Source organism: Pseudomonas sp. DNDY-54, from assembly GCF_019880365.1.
Lineage (GTDB): Bacteria > Pseudomonadota > Gammaproteobacteria > Pseudomonadales > Pseudomonadaceae > Stutzerimonas > Stutzerimonas stutzeri_P.
In genome coordinates this window covers 1575702-1597242 of record NZ_CP082271.1, presented here as the reverse complement: position 1 = coordinate 1597242, position 21541 = coordinate 1575702, and the positions used below count along the sequence as shown (strand labels likewise).

Here is a 21541-nt window from a genome sequence, read left to right as displayed (position 1 = left end):
AGATAGGCATCAGAACTCCACGCCTTTCTGCGCCTTCACACCCGCCTTGAACGCATGTTTGACCACGCTCATGTCGGTGACCGTATCGGCGGCCTCGATCAGCCCTGGGGGCGCGCCTCTACCGGTCACTACGACGTGCTGCAGTAACGGCCGCGACTCGATGTCGGCGAGTACGGGCTCCAAGTCGAGATAGCCGTATTTCAGCGCAATATTCAGCTCATCAAGCACGACCAACCCGATGCTTGGATCAGCCAGCAGTTCAGCCGCCACCGCCCAGGCTTCCCGTGCCTTGGTGATGTCGCGCTGACGGTCTTGGGTTTCCCAGGTAAAGCCTTCGCCCATCACGTGATAGCTGACCTCGTCCGGGAAGCGCCGGAAGAAATTTTCCTCACCCGTGCTGGCGGCCCCCTTGATGAACTGCACGACACCCACCTTGATGCCGTGCCCCAAGGCACGTGCAACCATGCCGAACGCCGAGCTGCTCTTGCCTTTGCCATTGCCAGTGTGGACCAATAGCAAACCGTATTCGGCTTGAGCCTCGGCAATTTTCTGGTCGACCAGCGCTTTCTTTCGCTGCATGCGTGCCTTGTGGCGCTCGTCGCGTCCGCTGGCCTCGTTCATGCTCGGGCCCCATTGCGCTGAGTGGCCCAGGCACGAAGCCCCACGAACAGCACCGCAGCGGTGCCGACATACAACGCCAACGTCCCCAGATACCGCGGGTAATAAGTGCCGATGCGCTCGGCCAGCTGCGTCAGGCTCGGATCGGGGTAGCGCCCGGAGAAGAATAGAAACCCGCCGCCTGAAAACAGATAGCAGACGAATGCGCTCAGCATCACGCATCCAGCCAATGACGCCAGGCTGACAAGGCGATCACGATGCAGTCGCGCATAGAGCCGGCCTCCGAGCCACAACGAGCCGTAAGCCGGCACCAGCATCCAGTACGCCGGAGACACGCAATAGCTGCTCACCCCGTTCCATTCGATGGCCGCGAAATCCAGCAGCGAAGCCTCAACGAAGAGTGCTGGAAATACCCAGCGCGGCGTGAGCAGAACTCCCGCGATGAAGAACACCGCCCAAGACGCACTCGGCAGGTTCACCGAAGCGAAGTGCTGGCCACGTGTCATGGCCATCAGCGCCACCAGCGAAATGCCGATGGCCAGTTGGGCCCGGTGGGACAGTTTGATCATTGTGTTCTCCTTGGAAAGGTACTGCGCCCAAAAGCGCGGTTAAAGCGCCTGATAGCGGACCGTGAAGTGAACCGCCCTACCAGGCTGTTCATAGCTTTGAGCAGTTTCGTAATCGCGGTCGAACAGGTTGCTCAGCCTGGCCTGCAGCCGCCACGACTCGTCGATGCGGTACTCGCCTCGTAGATCCATAAGGGCATAGCCCGGCAGTCGCTCAGCCTCGGCGTTGCTGGCTCGGTCGTAACGTTGGCTGGCCGTGTAGAAGGTGGTACCGACGGCGAAGCGACCGATTTCGCGGTCCAGATCAATATTTAGGGTGCGCTTGGAACGACGTGGCAGCAGATGCCCATGGTTGGCCTTGCTGCGATCCTGGGGATCGAGAATCGTCAGGGTGGTCGCGACATCCCAACCGAACATCTGTGTAGCCGCACTGCCTTCAACGCCGCGAATCCGAGCAACATCGACGTTCTGCGGTTGCATGGGGCTGCTGCCGGTCCAAATGATCAGATCGTCAACCTGAGTTTCGAACGCGTTCAGGCTCCACGCGCCCCACCGCTGTTCGCCTTTCAGACCCAACTCATAGCTTTGCGACTCTTCGGGGTTCAGGCCCGGATTGCCCGCTGTGAAACCCGTGTCCGGTGCATACAGATCATTGAAGGTCGGCGCCTTGAAAGCAGTGCCATAGGAAGCGCTGAGTACCAGGTTGTCGCGCAGGTCGTAGCTCCAGCCCAGGTTGCCGGTGTCATGATTGCCAAACTGCTGGTTGTCGTCCCGGCGCACGCCAGCCACAACCCCGTGCCGTCCGAAGCGAGCCTGATACTGGAGGTAGCCACCCTGGTTGGTGCGCGAATCGATGGAATAGTCATCGCTGACGTCGATACGGTCCTGCTGGTAGTCGAAGCCGAGCGAGAGCAGTTGTTCGTCTGCCAGCGTGAAGTCGTTCTGCCAACCGAACGTGTCCCGCTTGGTATCGAACCGCGAAAAGAAGGTTCCATCTCGGAAGTTATCGCCATTGTCTTCGCTGTGGCCCGCCTGCAAGGTCACCAGCCATGCATCGAGCGGAGCAAACCGCGCACGTCCGCCCACGACTTGCTGACTGCCGTCACTGTAGGCAAAGCGGCCGCTGGTTCCGGAGGTCGTTCTCGAGTCGTAGTCGCTGTGACTCTCGACGTGCAGCCAGCTACCGTCCAGTTCCAGGCCATTGTCAAAGCGGTAACCGCCACGCAGTGAACCGGACGTTTCACGATAGCCGTCCGCGTCAGCCTCATAAGCACGCGGCGCGGAGGAACGGAACGCACGTGAGTTGATGCCGTCTGTGGATTCGCTGGCCACGCCGAGATTGAACCAGCCGTTTCCCTGCACAGCGGAGACGCCTGCCGTGCCGTCGAAGCTGGAGCGACTCCCTGCCCCGGCGGAGAAATAGGGCTTGAACCCATCCCCTTCGGCCTGACGGGTAAAGATCTGCATCACACCGCCCACCGCCTCCGAACCGTAAAGACTGGAGCGCGGCCCGCGCACCAGTTCGATGCGCTCGATGTGTTCTACCGGAATGCTTTCCAGCGAGGCGCCGCCGGCCGTGGCCGAACCGATCTTTATTCCATCCACCAGGACTAGAAGGTGCTGGCTGCTGGTGCCGCGCACATAGACCGAAGCGCTTTTGCCGCGCCCTCCATTGGTCGACACACTCACGCCTGCAAGGCCGCGCAGCAAGTCGGGCACGCTCGGCGCCTGACTGCGCGCGATGTCTTCACGAGTAATCACGGTGCTCGACGCGATACGGCTGAACGACCGCTCGGTACGGGTGGCTGTAACCACCTGCTCATCCAGGGTTAACGGCTGGGGGGTTTGGGAAAAGGACAGCGAGGAATAGCCCAGCAGCGCACAGGCTGCAGAAGCAGTAAAAGGCTTGCGAATCACATCAGGTCTCCGTCGTGCCCGCCGCACGACATGCAGTCGATAAAGGCAGACGGAGATTGCAGAGATGGGAGTGCAGGTGCAGGCAGCCGCACCCCGATCAGCGCCCGCCGCACTGCCGTGGAATGCGACAGGCCGGTCTCCGGGCTCGCGAGCGGACGCTTTGCAGCGTCCGAAAACCGCGCCTTCCCATGCCTGTGGCACAGTGGCTGTGAGCGGTTTCTTGTCTCGCCTACCGTTGCGGGGGCAGCGCCGGGATCTTCGTAAGAATGGACCGGCTTCCCTGTTTCACCCATGTGGCGTATCGCCAGGGCACCTGAAGCAGCGCGGAGGTTAGTTCAAGGCCCCGTGTAGCGCAACCGCAAGCATCTATCAGCACATGCGGACGCACTTCTCCAACGACTCACCGGAACGCCCGGCGCTGATCGGCTTCGAATGTAACAATGCCGCACCGGCATCGGCCCACCCAACCAGAGACGCCCGCCCAATGACGACCATCGTGCAGATCTCCGACACCCACTTCGGCACCGAGCAACCGGCCGTGGTGCAAGCCATGGAAGATCATGTGCGCGAGCATGGCGCCGACCTGCTGATCTTTTCGGGTGATATCACCCAGCGCGCCAAGGCCGCCCAGTTTGCCGCGGCACAGGCATTCGTGCAGCGCCTGCACGGCCACGGGATTGCCGAAACGTTGGTCATTCCAGGCAATCACGACATCCCGCTGTACAACGTGTTTGCTCGCTTTCTGATGCCCTACCGAAACTATCGCCGGCACTTCGGCGAGGACCTGGAGCCGACCTTCGAAGACGATGATGTATTGATCATCGGCCTCAACACTACCCATCCGCGGCGACACAAGGATGGTTTGGTAACCGAGGAACAGGTGCGATCGGTCACGCAGCGGCTCAAGCAGACAGATCCGAACAAGCTGCGCATCGTGGTTGCGCACCAGCCCTTCGGCGCAATGGTCCTGAGTGACCTGAGCAACCTGCAGCACAACGCCGATGATGCGCTGCACCGCTGGGCCGATCAGGGTCTGGATCTGGTGATGGGCGGACATATCCACTTGCCCTATGTGCTGCCGTTGTCCAGGCAATACCCAGGGCTCTCGCGGGAGATATGGATGGTGCAGGCCGGCACCACGCTGTCGTCGCGGGTTCGCGGCACCTCGCCAAACTCGTTTAACCGTTTAAAACTTCATCCAGGCGCCGATAAGAAAGCCTGTGTAGAACGCTGGGATCTGCTGGATGATCGCTTCGTGCTGGGCTCGCATTTCAACCTGCATTGGTAGACCAGCGGGCCGTTTTTCAGCCCACTGACCAACATGGACCTCAGCCGATCGCCGCAGCAGCCGCCAGACCGGTGAGGTAAACCCCGACAAAGCCAAGGTTGAACGCAACGAATAGGTATAGGCTGTAGCGAAGGTAGCTACCGAAGGTCAGCCCCGGCACCTTGCTCATGGCGACAATGCCGGCCGCAGAACCGATCACCAGCAACGAACCGCCCACACCCACCGAATACGTCAACACCATCCACTCGGCGACGCCCATTTCAAGACCGGACTTCAGCAACGCAGCGGTCAGCGGCACGTTGTCGATCGCCGCGGACAGGACACCCATCAGGTAATTGGCCATGACCGCCGGGATCTGGTCGTAGATGTGTACCAGCCCGTCAAGGACCTGAATCTCTTTGAGCATACCGACGAGCAACAGGATGCCGAGGAAGAACAGCAGCGTTTCGAACTCAACCTGTCGGACGTACTCCAGAATCGGGTCGGTTTCGATGTCGTCACTGAAGAAGCGCGCCACCAGAAACATGATCGACAAGCCGGTAAGGAAGGTCAGTACCGGTGGTATCTGAAAGAAGAAGTTGCCCACGATGGTGCACAGGATAGTGCCCAGAAAAATCAGCGCGATCGCGACATCGACGCGACGCACATCCGTGCGATGGCTCGTCACCTGAACCTGCCCGTTCATGCCGAACGACAGCATCGTCGCCAGCAGCATCACGGCCAGGAATGCCGGGATGGCCAGGAGCAGCAGCTGCAGGATCTTCACCTTGCCGGCAAGGAAAATCATCAGCGTGGTCACGTCACCGGTGATCAGCGCAACACCGCCCGAGTTGACCGAAAAGACCACCAGTGCCGCGTACTTGATGGTTTTTTCTGCGCTGAGCTTGAGCGACATGATCAGCGTGATGGAGACCAGCGTCGCTGTGATGTTGTCGGCCAGCGAGGAAAACACGAAGCAGAAGGTCGCCGTCAGAAACAGCAGCTTTCGTTCACTGATCTGCTTGGGTAGCACCAGGTAGATCAGGTTTTCGATCATCCCCTTCTTGTTCAGATACGCAACAAAGGTCATCGCTGCGACCAGAAAGATCCAGAGCCCGGCAATCTCCGCGATGTTCTCGTTGAGGCTCTCGAGCACCAGGTCGCGCTCCGCACCCTCTGGCGAAAACACGAATAACAGCATCCACGCCAGCGTGCCAAAAAACAGCGTCACCTTGGCTTTGTTTACATGGGTTATCTCTTCCAGAACGACACCGAGCAGAGCGGCCACGGCAAGGCCGATCAGCACGTACTGAAGTACTTCAGGCATAAGGCACCTAACGATAAGGGGGGAGCGGTTTGTGCGCGGACGCGCACCCGAGAAGTTGGGGCGCCGATCATAGCCAAAGTGCGACAAATCGACACCTGACAAATGTCAAAGCTAAGAGTATTTCGAGATTATTCCGACGCGCTGCGATGCGGGTTTCGGATGCCTGTAACTAGTGCTTGGGAACGAACCCGGCTGGCTTTGCGGCCAACCACTCAACAAAGATGCGCAGCCGTGAATCCGCGAGCAGCGCCTCTCGACTGTTATAGATGAGGGCCAGCTCCTTCTCGCTGAACAGGCGATGAATCTGGTTATGGCACGGGCGGCATACCCAGAGCGTTGCGGTGATGCGCTCTTCCCGAGCGAAGCGTTTACGCACGTAGCGTTTGCCGTGCAACGCCTTGGGGATCAAGTGATGGCGAGTCAGTGGTGCCTGCCGTCGACAAAGCTCGCAGGCGTCAGGTAGGTCTGGCAGCCGCAACGTCATCATCTACCCCCCTTCACCGACAACGCCTGCAGGCACAAACGACGCGGTAAAGAGGCAACATTGGGAAGGGCTAACACGAACGCAGCGGCTAGGGCGTGGCGACTCCAGCGAAGCTGGAGCGAGTCAGGGGTTTTGGGCGAGGCGCTCATTGTCCAGAATACGCTTGGCGCTAAGGTAGTGTTTTTGCCAATAGCGGTTGTTGAGACTATCCAGACGCACCGTTCCACCGCTTGACGGCGCATGAACGAAGCGCCCCTCACCGACATAGATGGCGGCATGACTGACCCGACGCCCGCCACTGGTGGCAAAGAACAGCAAATCGCCTGTTTGCAGGGCGTCCCGCCTGACAGCGCCACCACCTATGCGGCTCATTTCACCCGTGGTACGTGGCAACAGCAGCCCTGCTGCGCCACGGTAGACATAGTTGATCAAGCCGCTGCAATCGAAGCCGCCGTCAGGTGTGTTGCCACCGTAACGATACGGCGTCCCGACTAACCCCAGCGCGGTGAACAAGACGTCCTCAGCGGCGCCTGTTTGTTGCGGCGCTATCGTGGGTATCACCGCCACGGGCTCGACCGGTTGCTTCCCGGCGCAACCGGATAACAGCACGACGGGCAAGAAAGCAGTCAAAAGACGGGCCAAAAAGGGCATGACAGAGCGGTCCACGTGACGGAGCCATCACTCTGCCGGCATGTGTGCCAGGATGCAACACTGGCGCTCTTCGTTATTGGGCTCAGTGATGAGCAGGTGCGGAAGTTGAATCGCTCGTCATCGCCAGAACACGTTTGGCCTGCATGAAGCTGGCGCGCCAGTAGGTGTCGTCGAGGCTGTCCACGCGCACACCGCCGCTGCGGCTGCTGGAGGAATGGATGAACTGGTCATCGCCGATATAAATGCCGGCGTGGCTGACCCGGCCGCGGCCACGATTATTGAAGAACACCACATCGCCCGGCTCCAGCTCGCTGCGGCTAACTTTCGGCGCGTCTAACTCGATCATTTCGCGCGTGGAGCGAGGCAGCTCGAGGCCAGCTTCCTTGCGAAAAACGAAACCGACGAAACCACTGCAATCAAAGCCGGTGCGGGTCGAGCTACCGCCGTAGCGATAAGGGGTGCCTACCAGCTTGAAACCGCGTTCCAAGACGCTATCGGCGAGAGCGGGTAACTGGTAGCGCGGGTCATCCGCGAATTCGCGGAGCTGCTGTTCGGTAGGCTCGTCCGTTGCGGCTTGATCCGTAACGTCTGACTGCGATGTGTATGCAGTGAGGTCAAACTTGAACCCCTCCGGAACCATCGGCCCTTCAACCTGTTCAGGCTGTACAGCGCAGGCCGTCAACAGCGTGACGAGCATTAAAGGCATCAAAGGAACGAGGCGTTGACGCATAGGAATAAACAGGTCAAAAAGCCGAAGTGACGGGACTATGCCTGCTCCCACTGTCGATGAGCAAATTCAATCGCCGAAAATGTGACGAACTAACTGCGGCAAAACGTCTGACGCGCCCCGTGCGAGGTGCACATCCACGATCTGCGAAAGTTCGCTGGCGGCTGGATCAATCTGCGCTGTAAAACCGCCACTATGGCGCGTGCGCAACAGTGGCTCGACGATGTAGGCAAAGCTCGCCGAGGTGCCCACCGCAATCACCGCATCGAAGCCCTTCTCTATCTCATCGCGTAAACACCCCAGCGCCGGCTCCGGCAGCAATTCTTCGAACAGCACAACCGGCGGCCGCAGAACACCGCCACAGGCACATCGCGGCGGTAGCGGTTGCGCAAGGTGCGCCGCTAACTTATCGCTCGTCTCGCCGCAGTCCATGCAGTACAGCGGCGCCAGCGTCCCATGGATCTCAATCAGGCGTTGCGGCGCGCTGCCCGCGGCAAGGTGATAGCCGTCGACATTCTGCGTCAGTACCCAGCAGCCCGGTTTACGTCGCTGCAGTTCGGCAATGGCAAGATGCCCAGGATTGGGTTTGGCGGCGATGCAGGCGCGGCCAATCTCGGCGAGGTATTTCCAGCATAGCGCCGGATCGTGTCGGAGCATGGGCCCGGACAGCGCCGTCTCGATCGGAACGCCATCATCGGTGTGACCGTTATATAGCCCGCCCACGCCCCGGTAGGTCGGCAAGCCGGAATCAGCGGACAATCCGGCACCGGTGATGACCAGAATGCGTTCGGCCCGCTGTAGCGCCTCGGTGATCTGACGCATGGCCTCGTCCACTGCCGCCCTCCCTCCGCGCAACGCGGGCTCATTTCTATGTGATGAACGACAGCGCGTCCAGTTAGGATCCCAGCGCGAACGCTTTGGCTCGAATCCGATCGATCTAGTGATTTACGGTGAACGCCAACATCGTCGAGAGCTGACACATCGGTCGGCCGCTCTCCTCATGCCATCGATTGAACAAGGCCTGCACCGCCGCTTGGTCGCGCTGGCTGCTTGGCACTTTATCCATCACTTTTTGCGCCTTGAGCGCGGCCACGACGTCATTGCTGGGGATGAAGGTGTCCTTGCCGGCCATGCGCAGCAGGCGTGGCGCTGACAGCCCTCCAAGCTGGCTGCCGTGTTTGGCTAGGTAACGCCACAGCCCGACAATATCGGTCACCGGCCAGTCAGCAATCAGATTGCCGAACCTGCCGCGCTCCTGGGTAACGTCGAGGACGAACTGAGCGTTACGTGGCACGCTCTTGAGCTTGCCTAGATGACGAATGATCCGTGAATCCTGCATCAACCGCTCGATATGCTCACCGCCCATCAGCACCAGCTTCTCAGGATCGAAGCGAAAGAATACCTCCTCGAAGGCCGGCCACTTGGCATCGACCAGGCTGTGCTTGAGCCCGGCACGAAATATCCGAAGACTGATCAGCGATAGATAACGGTCGTCTGTGACACGTCGGAGCTCGTCGGGAGTCTTTGGCCGTGGCAGTCGGCTTTCTAGGGCGCCGACGGAACCAAACCGATTCAGACAATATTCGTGCAGCCATTTGTAGTCGCGCATGCGGGTCCTGAAAAGGTTGCTCAGAAACGAGCCAAACAGAGTGCCTTCGGCAACCTGGGCCCGCAAGCCCGACCGTCGCGGTCGGGCTTGTCCGGCTTATGGCCGTAACCGCTGGGCGGTGTGGCGCAGCATCTGCTCGGTTGCCGTCCATCCAAGACAGCCATCAGTAATGGAAACGCCATAGTGCAATTTGCTGGACAGCGGCTGACAGCCGTCAAAAAGGTGGCTCTCGAGCATCACGCCACGCAGACTCGAATCACCAGCCAAGCGCTGGTCGATAACGGCGTCGAGCACTGCAGGCTGACACAGCGGATCCTTGCCGCTGTTGGCATGGCTGCAGTCGACCATGATGCGCGGGGCAATGCCCTGTTGCTGGAGCGCCGCGCGCGCCGCAGCAACGTTCGCGGCGTCATAGTTTGGCGCACCGTGGCCGCCACGCAGCACCAAGTGGGTGTCCGGGTTGCCACGCGTTTCCAGCAGCGCCGGATGGCCCAGGTCATCCAGACCAAAATGCCGGTGCGGATGTGCCGCCGAGCGCATGGCATCGCAGGCGATACCCAGGCTGCCGTCGGTGCCGTTCTTGAACCCTACCGGCACGTCCAGCCCACTCACCATTTCGCGATGGATCTGCGATTCGCTGGTGCGCGCTCCGATCGCGGCCCACGCCAGCAGGTCATCAAAATAGCCAGCCGCCAGGGGCTGCAGCAGCTCGGTCGCAATCGGCAGGCCTCGCTCAAGTATGTCGAGCATCAGACGCCGGGACCGGCTCAGACCTTCGGCCATATCGCCGCTTCCATCGAGGAAGGGATCGTAGACCAGCCCTTTCCAGCCGACCGTGGTCCGCGGCTTTTCGACGTAGGCGCGCATGACCAATAGCAGCTGATCATCGATCTGCGGTGCCAGCTCGGCGAGGCGCTCGGCGTATTCCAGGGCGGATTCGGGGTCATGCAGCGAGCACGGGCCGACCACGACAAGCAAGCGTGGATCGTGACCGCTCAGCACGGCACGGATCGCGTTGCGATCGGCATGGGTGCGAGCGGCGAGCGAAGCGCTCAGCGGAAGGCGCTGGCGTAACACGGCGGGACTGGGCAGCGGATGAGTACTGCGTCTGGCTGGGGTGACGGCTGGGCTACTGCTGGCGAGTTGAGCGGAAACGGATGCATTCATGATCTGGCGGTCCTTGACCTGCGCGGCACGGCTGCCGCGTCGGCACTAACGAAGTGTTCGGTCTATAGGTGTCGGAGCGGCGGCATTGAAGCGGCAAAATCGCCAGTCATAGCGGTAGAAGCGGTAAACGTTGCGGTAGCTGTACATGGTGCATTCCTCGGTTCGAGTGGCTTTTTTTAAGGCCGGAAAAAACAAACCCCCGGTCGGGTGGCCGACCGGGGGTTCGAAAACTGTCTGGTGGCGACCCTGCTTGCAAGGGCGCCTGCGGGGTATCAGGCGCGCCTATGGCTAAACCAATACCCAAAGTAATAACCAGCGGCGATCACCTGGCCACGCAGATGCGCGGCGCGTGCGGCACCGGCGGTTGCATGGCTGAGGGAAGCAAGGCTGAGGGACATATTGAACTCCTGAATGGCGCTTACCTTACTGCGGCAAGCGGGACGCTGCAAGCGTATAGCCCGGCCCAAACGGCATTCCGCCTTAGTACACGTTATTGAGGGAATGAACGGGCCTGAGTTGTGTGCTGAAGCCCACCCTACGTGATGCGCGGCGGCGTGCACGAGCCGGACGGCGTTTCGTCGTCAGATGTGTAGGGTGGTCTTGATGCAGTGGGCTGACGCAACACACCGGAACGCCACCCACGACACGCTGAAACCGGAACGTCCGCTTCGCTTGCAACTTCGATCGAACCTACCGCGGCTTTACAGGCTCATTACATCAACAAAGCGCGGCGTGGCTTCGTTGTCGATACGCAGGCTGGTGAAGTCGAATAGATTGCGATCGGCCAGCTGCGACGGCACCACGTTCTGCAAGGCACGAAACATGATTTCAACGCGACCCGGCGACTTGCGCTCCCACTCCTGGAGCATCTCCTTGACCACCTGACGCTGCAGATTCTCCTGCGAGCCGCAGAGATTGCAGGGAATAATCGGGAATCCTTTCATCTGTGAATAGGCTTCGATGTCGGCTTCATTGCAATAGGCCAACGGACGAATCACCACGTTGCGACCGTCATCGGACAGCAACTTCGGCGGCATGGCTTTCAGCGTACCGCCGTAGAACATGTTGAGGAAAAACGTTTCGAGAATGTCGTCCCGGTGATGCCCGAGCGCCATCTTGGTCGCGCCAATCTCGTCGGCGAACGTATAAAGGGTGCCGCGCCGCAGACGCGAACACAGCGAGCAGGTGGTCTTGCCTTCCGGAATTTTTTCCTTCACCACCGAATAGGTGTCTTTCTCGACGATGTGATACTCGACGCCGATGGACTTGAGGTATTCGGGCAGCACGTGTTCGGGGAAGCCTGGTTGCTTCTGGTCCATGTTCACCGCGACGATCTCGAAGCGGATCGGGGCTACTTTCTGCAAGTAGAGCAACACGTCCAGCATGGTGTAGCTGTCCTTGCCGCCTGACAAGCAGACCATGACCTTGTCGCCGTCCTCGATCATGTTGAAATCGGTGACAGCCTCGCCGGCCAGGCGGCGCAGGCGCTTCTGCAGTTTGTTTTGGTTGACCGAAAGGTTGCCCATGTCAGGAGTCCGGTGTGATGCGAAAGGCGCGCATTTTACGCGTAAAGCGCGCCGCGCCCTACCCCATTCCTTACAGCTCTTTGCCTTGCTGGCCCTGTGCTAGGCTTGCCAGCATGAACGATGACCTCGAACCCGAGATGGACCTGGCCGAGCATATATTCAAGCTGCTAAGCGAACAGCCGGAGGGCTGCAGCGAATACCAGCTGATTCAACAACTCAAAGCCCGGCACAGCACGCATATCCCGCACCTCCCGCTCCTCGACAAGCTGGTGCTGTTCCGCACCCATTTTCTCGTCTTCAACGCACTGTATCGTCTGCGCGACCAATTACGGGCCGAGCAACGTAACAACGTTGTGATCTCGCCGCTGTGTGTTCAGCTTCAGCCCTACGTACCTGGAGCCAGCGGTGTTGTGGAGAATGACCCACTGCGCGACTACTACCTGAACATGGCCAATCTGCGCGACACCGATGAACAGGAAGTGGAGCGCCTGCTGTCGAGCTTCTGGTCGCGAATGCGCGGGGACTTCATCGGCGATCGGAATGAAGTCTGGGACCCGGATCAGAAGCGTGCGGCCCTTGAGTTGTTCGAGCTGGATCAAGAAGCTGGGTCGCTGAGCCTGCCTATCATCAAGCGACGCTACCGCCAGCTTGTCAGCATCCACCATCCTGACCGAGGTGGCAGCACAACACGGATCCAGTCGATCAATCTGGCGATGGAAATACTGGAACGCTATTACCGCTGAGCGAATAGCTTCCAATCGCTCTAACCAGGCGGGGTACGCCGTATCGTCAACTTCCTATACTGCGACTTAAGGTCGCACGCCCGTCCAACTGACGGCACGCCAGGCGAAGCGACCCTCCAAAACCGAGGAGACGCTGGCATGATTAATCACGTATGGGGACTGTTTGCTCACCCAGGCCAGGAATGGCAGGAGATCACTGGAGAAGAACGCAACGTCGGGAACCTGCACCTTGGGGAGGTCATGGTCCTGGCAGCGATACCCGCCATATCGGCGTTCATTGGCACTACGCAAGTCGGTTGGAGCATCGGCGGCGGTGAAGCGGTCAAGCTCACGGAAAGCAGCGCAATTCAGCTCACGTTTCTGTCTTATTTGGCCATGCTGGCGGGTGTCGCAGTAATGGGTGGGTTCATCCACTGGATGTCACGCACCTATGACGCCAACCCCACGCTGGTGCAGTGCGTCGTGTTCGCCGCGTACACCGCTACGCCCTTGTTCATCGGTGGCTTGGCAGCCTTGTACCCACACATATGGCTAGGGATGATCGTTGGCACGGCGGCGATCTGCTACACCACCTACCTGCTCTACGTAGGGTTACCGACCTTCATGAACATCCCCTCTGATGAGGGATTCCTGTTCTCTAGCTCAGTGCTGGCCGTCGGGCTGGTGGTACTGGTCGCAATCATCGCCCTGTCGGTGATCATGTGGGGCATGGGCGTCGGCCCGATCTACATCCGCTAAGACAGTCGCCTAGTCCGCCGGCGCGATGCCTTTCGCGTCGGCGTCCGCGCTACACGCCCCCGCACGTTTGTCCTTCGCCACTCCGTTAACGGTCATGGTTTGAATCCCTGTCGCGCTTGAGCGTCTATATCAGCAACAGCTGCGCTCAAGCATCGGCATTAGGAGGCTTCATGACCCCAGAATTCATCAGCTTATTCACCCGGCCCGATCGTGCCTGGGAAACCATCCGCCAAAAGGAAGACGCCCACAGCCTGCATTACCTGATGCACCTGTTGTTGCTGGCGCTGATCCCTGCAGCGTGCCTTTTTATTGGTGTCACCTTTGTCGGCTGGAGTCTCGTCGATGCGGAGCGGGTACGGCTCGATTTTGCCAGCGCTTTTCAGCTGTGCCTGTTGCTGTACATCACGATCATTATCGGCACTGTGATCATGGGTTTTTTCGTACGGTGGATGGCTCGAGCGTTTGAGGTACGACCGAATCTCAACCAATGCATCGGTTTTATCGCTTACGTCATTACTCCGTTCCTCCTCGCCGGTGTAACCGGGCTGTACCCAAATCGTTGGTTCGCAGCCATCGTCCTGCTGATTGCCGGCATCTACTCCACTTACCTGCTGTTCACCGGCCTGCCAGCTTTCATGCGTCAGCGCAGCTCGCAAAGTTTTCTCTATGCGAGCTCAATCTGGGGTGTAGCGCTGCTAGTGATGGTGACCGTGCTGATCTCGATGATTCTGTTCTGGTCGCAGTTTCTCCAGCCGAACTACGAGCGCACCGTGCAGGAGAATCAGAGCTACGGCACTCAGGAAGAGCGTCCTCAAGAAGAGCCCGGCGGTCTCTGAGCGGTTGTCAGCTAGACGTATTACGGCATAATTCCGGGCTTCTTCGGAGGCCCTATGCCCGAAACCCTACATGCACGTGTCGAGGCCTGCTACTTGCAGGCCGAGGCTTTTTTCAGCAGGCGCTTCATGCGCCCGCAGGTCAGCTTCAAATTGCGCGGCCAGAAAGCGGGCGTTGCGCACCTCAACACCAATCAGTTGCGCTTCAATCCGCAGCTGTACCAAGAGAATCGGGAGCATTTTCTCAAGCAAACCGTAGCTCACGAGGTTGCGCACTTGATTGCGCACCAGATGTTTGGGGGCCGGATCCGCCCGCATGGCGAAGAGTGGCGATCGATCATGCGAGGTGTCTACGAACTGACACCCGACCGCTGCCACAGCTACGAGATTCGCGGCCGGCAGACCAGCCGCTATATCTATCGCTGCGCCTGTGACGGTCAGGACTTCCCGTTCAGCCCGCAGCGCCACGCACTGGTGCGAAAAGGCCGACGTTATTTCTGCCGCAGCTGCCGGGCCACCCTGGTTTTCAGCGGAGAACAGCGAATCGAGTGAGTTCTGCTGCCCCGCCGCTCCCTCTATAGCGTCCTGGCCCGCCACGCGGCAAGCACAAAGAGTGCAGCCAGCACCGCCATCAGCGGCAGCCAGCCCGAATGCTCCCACACGTAGCCTGCTGCATACCCCACCACACTTGATCCCAGGTAGTAAGCACACAGGTACAGCGCCGAGGCTTGAGCCTTGGCCCCCTTTGCATGCGCCCCCACCTGCCCGCTCGCCACGGCATGTGCAGCAAAAAAGCCCAACGTGAACAGCGCAAGCCCGACAATGATGGCACCCAGCCAGGGCGTTGCACACAAAGCCACACCCACCAGCATCAGCCCTACCCCGCCTTGAAGCACTGCTCGCGCCCCCAGACGCGGAACCAGCCGCCCCGCCCAACCCGCACTGAATATCCCCGCCAGATAGACGACGAACAGCAGGCCAATCACGGTCGAAGACAGGCCGAACGGCGCCTCAGCCAGGCGGAAGCCGATGTAGTTGAACAGCGCGACAAAGCCACCCATCAGCAGAAACGCCTGCAGAAAGAGATTGCGCAAGACAGGGTTGCTCAGATGCTCGGCGAAGTTGGCGAGCAATACGCGCAGCGACAGGGGTTGCGCGGTGAAATTCCGCGAGGCAGGCAGTAACCAGACGAACAAGCCCAGCGCTAGCAATCCCAAACCAGCGATTCCTCCAAGCGCCAGTTGCCAGCCGCCGATGTCGCTCAACAGGCCCGACAGTAACCGACCCAGCAACCCGCCAAGCGCGGTGCCGCCGATATACAAGCCCATTGCCGCCGGCAGGGATTCGGGGGCGAACTCTTCGCCAACATAGGCCATAGCCAGAGCAGGGAGCCCACTGAGCGCAAGGCCCAGAAGAGCGCGGAACAAAAGCAGCAGCGTCCAGGATTCCGCAGTGACGCAGGCCAGACCGAGCAGGCACGCGAGTCCTAAGGCCAGCCCCATGACGCGCTTGCGTCCCCAACTTTCCGCCAGCGCCCCCGACACCAACAGGCAGAGCGCCAGCGACAACGTGGTTAACGACAAGGCCAAGCTGCTACTGGCCGCTGAAACGGAAAAATAGTCAGCCAACAACGGCAATAGCGGTTGCACGCAATAAAGCATGGCGAACGTGGCAAAGCCGGCGCAGAACAGAGCTAGCGTGGCGCGGCGGTAAGCAGAGGTTCCGCGCTGAAGGTGAGACCCGTGCGATTCACCAAGCATTCAATCACCCATTCGCCGCGAGTGGCGCAAGCAAAAAAGCCGCGGAGCCTAACACAGTCCTACATAGCGAACTCAAGCGCAGAAAACCAAGCGGCGCTAACAGAAGCGTTCGGCCATGACAACCTCGCCAGCCCTTTGGACAACATGTCTTCCTGAGTTGTTGAGGTAGATCAACGAAACCGCAATTAGCGCTTATAACCTTATGTTTAGTAGACGAATGACTTTGATTAAGCCGCTGACACTTTCTAGACTCCCAGCACAACACTTGGATTTGAAGGTGAACGCAGTGCCGCACCATACCGATCCCGCATCCGTGGGCAAGCCGGAGGAAACACGGCTATTCGTCTTTCTCCTGGTCTTTCTCTTCCCGCTTTTGAGCGTCGCAATGGTCTCTGGTTACGGTTTTATCGTCTGGATTAGCCAGATGATCTTCGGCCCTCCCGGTCCGCCGAGCTGATAGCCGCCCCATCCGTAACTGCCCTTTTGCCTGCCTTTCTCGGCGCAGGCGGAGCTTCACAATAAAAATGAATAACGCCCTGCATATTGCGAGCTTGCTCGTGCATTGTCGCCCCGAGCTGCTCGAAGCGGTCAAACGCAATCTGGTGCTGCTACCTGGAACGGAGCTGCACCAAGAGAGCGCCGCTGGCAAGGTCGTCGTGGTCCTCGAGGCCGAGCATGAAAGCCGTATCCTCGACACGATAAGCCATATCCAACAGATGCCCGGCGTTCTGAACGCCGCCCTGATTTATCACGAACTCCTCACCTCCGAAGGAGAGCCTGAATGAGCCTCACTCGACGTCAATTTGCCAAGGCCAACGCCGCGGCTATAGCAGCTAGCGTGGCGGGAATACCGATCGCTACGAGCGCCAGCAACCTGGTTACCGACCCGGACGCCACCGCCCTCAAGTGGCACAAGGCACCATGCCGCTTCTGTGGCACCGGCTGCGGGGTCATGGTCGCGACCAGCGGTGACCGTGTTGTCGCGACCCACGGTGACGTCAAGGCCGAGGTGAATCGCGGCATCAACTGTGTCAAAGGCTATTTTCTGTCGAAGATCATGTACGGGACCGACCGTCTGACTCAGCCACTGCTGCGGATGAAAGACGGCAAGTACGACAAGCAAGGCGAGTTCCAGCCAGTCAGCTGGGAACAGGCTTTCGACGTCATGGAGGAGAAGTACAAGAAAGCGCTAAAAGAAAGCGGTCCGGGTTCCGTTGGTATGTTCGGCTCCGGCCAGTGGACCGTGTGGGAAGGCTATGCAGCGAACAAGCTGATGAAAGCCGGTTTCCGCTCCAACAACCTCGACCCGAACGCCCGCCATTGCATGGCCTCCGCCGCCGTCGGCTTCATGCGGACATTCGGCATGGACGAACCGATGGGCTGCTACGACGACATCGAAGTCGCCGACGCCTTCGTGCTCTGGGGCTCGAACATGGCCGAGATGCACCCGGTGCTCTGGACCCGCGTGACTGATCGTCGCCTGAGCGCGCCGCACGTCAAAGTCGCGGTTATGTCGACATTCGAGCATCGCAGCTTTGACCTTGCCGACATCCCAATGGTGTTCAACCCGCAGACTGACCTGGTCATCCTCAACTACATCGCCAACCACATCATCCAGAGTGGCGCGGTGAACCAGGACTTCATCAAGAACCACACCAAGTTCGCCAAGGGTGCGACTAACATTGGCTACGGCCTGCGTCCGACCGACCCTCGGGAGCTGAAGGCGGAAAACGCCGCCGTCGCCGGTAGTTGGACGGACATTAGCTTTGAAGACTATGCCGAGTTCCTCAAGCCTTACACCCTGGAACACGCCGCGCATGAATCCGGTGTGCCCGCCGAACGTCTAAAGGCGTTGGCCGAGCTCTATGCCGACCCGAAAACCAAGGTCATGTCGTTCTGGACCATGGGTTTCAACCAGCACACTCGTGGTGTCTGGGCAAACAACATGATCTACAACATCCATTTGCTTACCGGCAAGATCAGCGAGCCAGGCAACAGCCCGTTCTCGCTCACCGGTCAGCCGTCAGCATGCGGCACCGCCCGGGAAGTCGGCACGTTCTCTCATCGTCTGCCGGCAGACATGGTCGTCACCAATCCGAAGCATCGCGCGGTGACCGAGAAAATCTGGAAACTGCCGGAAGGCACCATTCAGGAAAAGCCCGGCTTCCACGCCGTGCAACAGAGCCGTGAACTGAAAGATGGCGGCCTCAAGGTTTACTGGACACAAGCCACCAATAACATGCAGGCCGGCCCGAACATCATGCAGGAAGTGCTGCCTGGCTGGCGCAACCCTGAAACCTTTATCGTCGTGTCCGATGTGTACCCTACCGTGTCGGCCCAGGCAGCGGATCTGATTCTGCCGGCAGCGATGTGGGTCGAAAAGGAAGGCGCCTACGGCAACGCCGAGCGACGCACCCATTTCTGGCACCAGCTTGTCAGCGCGCCGGGCGAAGCGCGTTCGGATTTGTGGCAGTTGATGGAGTTTTCCAAACGCTTCACCACCGATGAGGTCTGGCCAGCCGATTTGCTCGCCAAGGCACCGGATCTGAAAGGCAAGACCTTGTTCGAGGTGCTCTTCAAGAATGGCCAGGTCGACCGCTTCCCGACCTCGGACATCGAGGAGGGTTACCGCAATCAGGAGTCCGAAGACTACGGCTTCTACGTGCAGAAAGGCCTGTTCGAAGAATACGCCGAGTTCGGCCGCGGCCATGCCCACGACCTGGCGGACTTCGATCGCTACCATCAGGAACGCGGCCTACGCTGGCCTGTGGTGGACGGAAAGGAAACCCTCTGGCGTTATCGGGAAGGCTACGACCCTTACGTTGAAAAAGGCACTGGCGTCCAGTTCTATGGATACCCGGACAAGAAGGCGATCATCTTTGCTTTGCCCTATGAAGTGCCGGCCGAAGTACCGGACCAGGATTATCCGTTCTGGCTCAGCACCGGTCGCGTACTTGAGCACTGGCATACCGGCAGCATGACTCAGCGCGTCGACGAGCTGCATCAAGCGGTCCCAGATGCGCTGGTGTATATGCATCCGGACGACGCACGTGACCTCAAGGCGCGTCGCGGCAGCGTGGTCAAAGTCATCAGCCGCCGTGGCGAGATGCAGGCGCGAGTCGAAACCCGCGGCCGCAACAAACCGCCGAAAGGCTTGATCTTCGTGCCCTTCTTCGACGCCAATAAACTGATCAACAAGGTCACCCTCGACGCTACCGACCCGATCTCCAAGCAAACCGACTACAAGAAATGCGCCGTGAAGATCGAAGTGGTCAGCATCGCCTGAGGAGAGTCGCCATGAAATTTCGTTTACTGCCTTTGACGCTCCTCGCGGTGTTCGGCCTGGCCGTGGCCGCCGGGCCCGATTACCCGCTCGATGCACCCGCCCCGGACGGCCGCCGTCCGGGTGGCACCATCACGCAGGAATTCACCCCTCCTCCGCTCAAGGACGAGGAAAACAAGGATCTGAAGCGCGAGCGCAACTATCCCGAGCAGCCGCCGACCATTCCGCACACCATTCGCGGCTACCAGGTCGACACCAACAGCAACAAGTGCCTGTCGTGCCACAGCCGCGCCAACAGTGCACGCACACAGGCGCCAATGATCAGCATCACGCACTTCACCGATCGCGACAGCCAGACGCTCGGCACCGTCGCACCTCGTCGCTACTTCTGTACCCAGTGTCATGTCGTGCAGCACGACGTAAAACCGTTGGTGGAGAACGACTTCGAGAACATCGACGAGTTGCTCTATCGCGAAAACGAACAGAACGAACAGTGAGGACGCCTGGATGAAGTCGATACTGTCGTTTCTCAAGAAATACTGGACGGTCCTGCGCCGACCGAGCGTGCATTACAGCCTTGGCGTACTGACCCTTGGAGGGTTCATCGCAGGGATCATTTTTTGGGGAGGTTTCAACACCGCACTCGAAGTGACCAACACCGAAGCCTTCTGCATCTCCTGCCACGAAATGGAAGACAACGTGTACATGGAGATCAAGGACACCATTCACTACACCAACCGCTCCGGCGTGCGCGCTACCTGCCCGGATTGCCACGTCCCGCATGAATGGACCGACAAGATCGCACGCAAGATGCAGGCTTCCAAAGAAGTGTGGGGCAAGATATTCGGCACCATTAACACGCGCGAGAAGTTTCTCGGCATGCGCCGCGAGATGGCCGAGCGTGAATGGCGCCGCCTGAAAGCCAACGACTCGCTGGAATGCCGCAACTGCCACAACTACGAGTTCATGGACTTCACACGCCAGAGCAAACGTGCCGCCGAATTCCACTCCACAGCGTTAGGCAAAGGCGAAGCGACCTGCATCGATTGCCACAAGGGCATCGCTCACCGCTTGCCAGACATGCATGGCGTACCAGGCTGGTAAGCAATGCAAGCAAAACGCCGCCAGGATAGGCGGCGTTTTTTCTTAGACGGACCGAGTCCGAAGACAGGCAAGGACCTTGCCCTTCATCTAGCTAATCGATGCGCCCCAGCAGTCACGCCGTCTCCCCCTCCCCCACGTCGTTGAACGACCTTGTTGCGTGTGAGTCGAACTCCGGTTATCTATCGGATCAGTTCGACGTCTATTACAACAAGGAGTCCACCATGCGCTATCGCCTGCTCGGCGCACTGATGACCGTCAGTGCCCTCGCCCAAGCTGAAGTTCAGACTCAGGAAATCCCCTACACCGCGGCCGACGGAACCAAGATGGTCGGCTACTACGCCTACGATGATGCCGTCGAAGGCAAGCGCCCAGGCGTCGTCGTGGTCCATGAATGGTGGGGCCTCAACGATTACGCCAAACGTCGCGCCCGTGACCTCGCGGAGCTTGGCTACAGCGCGCTGGCCATCGATATGTATGGCGAAGGGAAAAACACCGAGCATCCAAAGGACGCCATGAGTTTCATGCAGGCCGCCCTGGCCGATGCCGACGCCGCCAAGGCCCGCTTCAATGCCGGGCTCGACCTGCTCAAGCAGCAACAGCAGACCGATACCGCCAAACTTGCAGCGGTCGGCTACTGCTTCGGCGGCAAGGTTGTGCTGGACATGGCGCGCCAGGGCGTACCGCTAGAGGGTGTGGTCAGCTTCCACGGTGCCCTTGCCACGGAGACGCGCGCGGCGCCAGGGAGCGTCAAAGCACGCGTTCTGGTCGAGCATGGCAGTGCGGACTCTATGGTCAGTGCAGACGATGTGGCTGCACTGAGCGCAGAGATGGTCAAAGCCGGCGCTGACTATCAGTTCGTGAACTTGCCCGGCGCCAAGCACGGCTTTACCAACCCAGGCGCAGACACGTTTCAGGCGAAAGGCGTTGACGTGGCCTACAACAAAGCCGCCGATGAGCGCTCTTGGAATGATATGAAAGTCTTTCTCGACGAAACCTTTGCGAATACCCGCCCGTAAGCAGGCTAAGAGTTAGAAGCTTGGCCGTGCCGGGTTGGCAATGCTGTACAGATAAGGACAGAGGACACTGTAGGAGCCCGCCATTCGCGCGAATCGCGGGCGCGGTCCGCTCCTACATTGGCCCTGTATTAGTGAGTCGTCAGGTATCTCAGACCTGACGTTATGGTTGGGGCTGTATTCCGGCATCAACCCTTTCCACTACTCG

General features: G+C 59.6%; 24 protein-coding genes and 1 riboswitch. Of the genes, 11 read left to right on the top strand and 13 right to left on the bottom strand.

The window, feature by feature from the left end; translation table 11 throughout:
- Nucleotides 1–9: 9 nt before the first annotated feature.
- From cobO to btuB, 3 genes are read right to left on the bottom strand one after another with little or no spacing between them, the layout of a single operon-like run.
- Entirely contained in the window at nt 10–621 is a 612-nt protein-coding gene (gene cobO, locus K4O48_RS07525; protein WP_222911410.1) for a cob(I)yrinic acid a,c-diamide adenosyltransferase, read from the bottom strand.
- The gene (locus tag K4O48_RS07520; RefSeq protein ID WP_222911409.1) at nt 618–1187 is read right to left on the bottom strand and encodes a hypothetical protein; all 570 of its coding nucleotides are present in this window, start codon (nt 1185–1187) and stop codon (nt 618–620) included. The genes cobO and K4O48_RS07520 overlap by 4 nt, the downstream gene beginning before the upstream one ends.
- A 39-nt stretch (nt 1188–1226) precedes the next feature.
- Nucleotides 1227–3098 carry a TonB-dependent vitamin B12 receptor gene (btuB, locus tag K4O48_RS07515; RefSeq protein ID WP_222912030.1) on the bottom strand — a complete coding sequence of 624 codons (1872 nt, stop codon included), beginning with the start codon at nt 3096–3098 and terminating at the stop codon, nt 1227–1229.
- Nucleotides 3099–3213: 115 nt separating this feature from the next.
- A riboswitch (cobalamin riboswitch) is annotated at nt 3214–3433 on the bottom strand.
- A gap of 152 nt (nt 3434–3585) precedes the next feature.
- On the opposite strand from btuB, the gene K4O48_RS07510 reads away from it, so the two are divergent.
- On the top strand, nt 3586–4389 hold the full coding sequence (locus K4O48_RS07510) for a metallophosphoesterase (protein WP_222912029.1): 804 nt from the start codon (nt 3586–3588) through the stop codon (nt 4387–4389).
- Nucleotides 4390–4429: 40 nt separating this feature from the next.
- Here the strand turns inward: K4O48_RS07510 and nhaD are convergent, their stop codons facing one another.
- The 9 genes from nhaD to ttcA all read right to left on the bottom strand — a co-directional run bounded on the left by nhaD (nt 4430) and on the right by ttcA (nt 11859).
- Nucleotides 4430–5695 carry a sodium:proton antiporter NhaD gene (gene nhaD, locus K4O48_RS07505; RefSeq protein WP_222911408.1) on the bottom strand — a complete coding sequence of 422 codons (1266 nt, stop codon included), beginning with the start codon at nt 5693–5695 and terminating at the stop codon, nt 4430–4432.
- Nucleotides 5696–5864: 169 nt separating this feature from the next.
- The gene (locus K4O48_RS07500; RefSeq protein ID WP_222911407.1) at nt 5865–6182 is read right to left on the bottom strand and encodes a hypothetical protein; all 318 of its coding nucleotides are present in this window, start codon (nt 6180–6182) and stop codon (nt 5865–5867) included.
- Nucleotides 6183–6302: 120 nt separating this feature from the next.
- On the bottom strand, nt 6303–6830 hold the full coding sequence (locus K4O48_RS07495; protein ID WP_222911406.1) for a C40 family peptidase: 528 nt from the start codon (nt 6828–6830) through the stop codon (nt 6303–6305).
- Between the two features lie 82 nt (nt 6831–6912).
- A complete protein-coding gene (locus K4O48_RS07490; RefSeq protein ID WP_222911405.1) occupies nt 6913–7560 on the bottom strand; it encodes a C40 family peptidase in 648 nt (215 codons plus the stop codon).
- Nucleotides 7561–7626: 66 nt separating this feature from the next.
- A complete protein-coding gene (locus K4O48_RS07485) occupies nt 7627–8379 on the bottom strand; it encodes an NAD-dependent deacylase (protein ID WP_222911404.1) in 753 nt (250 codons plus the stop codon).
- 115 nt (nt 8380–8494) lie between these two features.
- Nucleotides 8495–9166 (bottom strand): DNA-3-methyladenine glycosylase I, encoded by a 672-nt coding sequence (locus K4O48_RS07480; RefSeq protein ID WP_222911403.1) that lies wholly within the window; start codon nt 9164–9166, stop codon nt 8495–8497.
- A gap of 96 nt (nt 9167–9262) precedes the next feature.
- A complete protein-coding gene (locus K4O48_RS07475) occupies nt 9263–10333 on the bottom strand; it encodes a 3-deoxy-7-phosphoheptulonate synthase (protein WP_222911402.1) in 1071 nt (356 codons plus the stop codon).
- Nucleotides 10334–10605: 272 nt separating this feature from the next.
- Nucleotides 10606–10731, bottom strand: coding sequence for a hypothetical protein (locus K4O48_RS20475; protein WP_260523709.1), 126 nt, complete (start codon nt 10729–10731; stop codon nt 10606–10608).
- Between the two features lie 303 nt (nt 10732–11034).
- A complete protein-coding gene (ttcA, locus tag K4O48_RS07470) occupies nt 11035–11859 on the bottom strand; it encodes a tRNA 2-thiocytidine(32) synthetase TtcA (RefSeq protein ID WP_222911401.1) in 825 nt (274 codons plus the stop codon).
- A gap of 113 nt (nt 11860–11972) precedes the next feature.
- On the opposite strand from ttcA, the gene K4O48_RS07465 reads away from it, so the two are divergent.
- From K4O48_RS07465 to K4O48_RS07450, 4 genes are all read left to right on the top strand, one after another.
- Entirely contained in the window at nt 11973–12602 is a 630-nt protein-coding gene (locus tag K4O48_RS07465) for a DNA-J related domain-containing protein (protein ID WP_222911400.1), read from the top strand.
- Between the two features lie 138 nt (nt 12603–12740).
- The gene (locus K4O48_RS07460) at nt 12741–13340 is read left to right on the top strand and encodes a Yip1 family protein (RefSeq protein WP_222911399.1); all 600 of its coding nucleotides are present in this window, start codon (nt 12741–12743) and stop codon (nt 13338–13340) included.
- Nucleotides 13341–13510: 170 nt separating this feature from the next.
- Nucleotides 13511–14176, top strand: coding sequence for a Yip1 family protein (locus K4O48_RS07455; RefSeq protein WP_222911398.1), 666 nt, complete (start codon nt 13511–13513; stop codon nt 14174–14176).
- A 54-nt stretch (nt 14177–14230) separates the two neighbouring features.
- On the top strand, nt 14231–14725 hold the full coding sequence (locus tag K4O48_RS07450; RefSeq protein ID WP_222911397.1) for a SprT family zinc-dependent metalloprotease: 495 nt from the start codon (nt 14231–14233) through the stop codon (nt 14723–14725).
- A 23-nt stretch (nt 14726–14748) separates the two neighbouring features.
- Here the strand turns inward: K4O48_RS07450 and K4O48_RS07445 are convergent, their stop codons facing one another.
- Nucleotides 14749–15933 (bottom strand): MFS transporter, encoded by a 1185-nt coding sequence (locus K4O48_RS07445; protein ID WP_222911396.1) that lies wholly within the window; start codon nt 15931–15933, stop codon nt 14749–14751.
- A 286-nt stretch (nt 15934–16219) separates the two neighbouring features.
- Here K4O48_RS07445 and K4O48_RS07440 point away from each other — a divergent pair, with 286 nt between their 5' ends.
- The 6 genes from K4O48_RS07440 to K4O48_RS07415 all read left to right on the top strand — a co-directional run bounded on the left by K4O48_RS07440 (nt 16220) and on the right by K4O48_RS07415 (nt 21336).
- Nucleotides 16220–16390 (top strand): periplasmic nitrate reductase, NapE protein, encoded by a 171-nt coding sequence (locus tag K4O48_RS07440; protein WP_248497323.1) that lies wholly within the window; start codon nt 16220–16222, stop codon nt 16388–16390.
- A gap of 67 nt (nt 16391–16457) precedes the next feature.
- Entirely contained in the window at nt 16458–16718 is a 261-nt protein-coding gene (locus K4O48_RS07435; protein ID WP_222911394.1) for a chaperone NapD, read from the top strand.
- Nucleotides 16715–19219, top strand: coding sequence for a nitrate reductase catalytic subunit NapA (gene napA, locus K4O48_RS07430; protein ID WP_222911393.1), 2505 nt, complete (start codon nt 16715–16717; stop codon nt 19217–19219). The genes K4O48_RS07435 and napA overlap by 4 nt, the downstream gene beginning before the upstream one ends.
- An 11-nt stretch (nt 19220–19230) precedes the next feature.
- The gene (locus tag K4O48_RS07425) at nt 19231–19713 is read left to right on the top strand and encodes a nitrate reductase cytochrome c-type subunit (RefSeq protein ID WP_222911392.1); all 483 of its coding nucleotides are present in this window, start codon (nt 19231–19233) and stop codon (nt 19711–19713) included.
- Between the two features lie 10 nt (nt 19714–19723).
- Nucleotides 19724–20320 carry a cytochrome c3 family protein gene (locus K4O48_RS07420; RefSeq protein ID WP_222911391.1) on the top strand — a complete coding sequence of 199 codons (597 nt, stop codon included), beginning with the start codon at nt 19724–19726 and terminating at the stop codon, nt 20318–20320.
- Between the two features lie 221 nt (nt 20321–20541).
- Entirely contained in the window at nt 20542–21336 is a 795-nt protein-coding gene (locus K4O48_RS07415) for a dienelactone hydrolase family protein (protein WP_222911390.1), read from the top strand.
- Nucleotides 21337–21541: the final 205 nt, after the last annotated feature.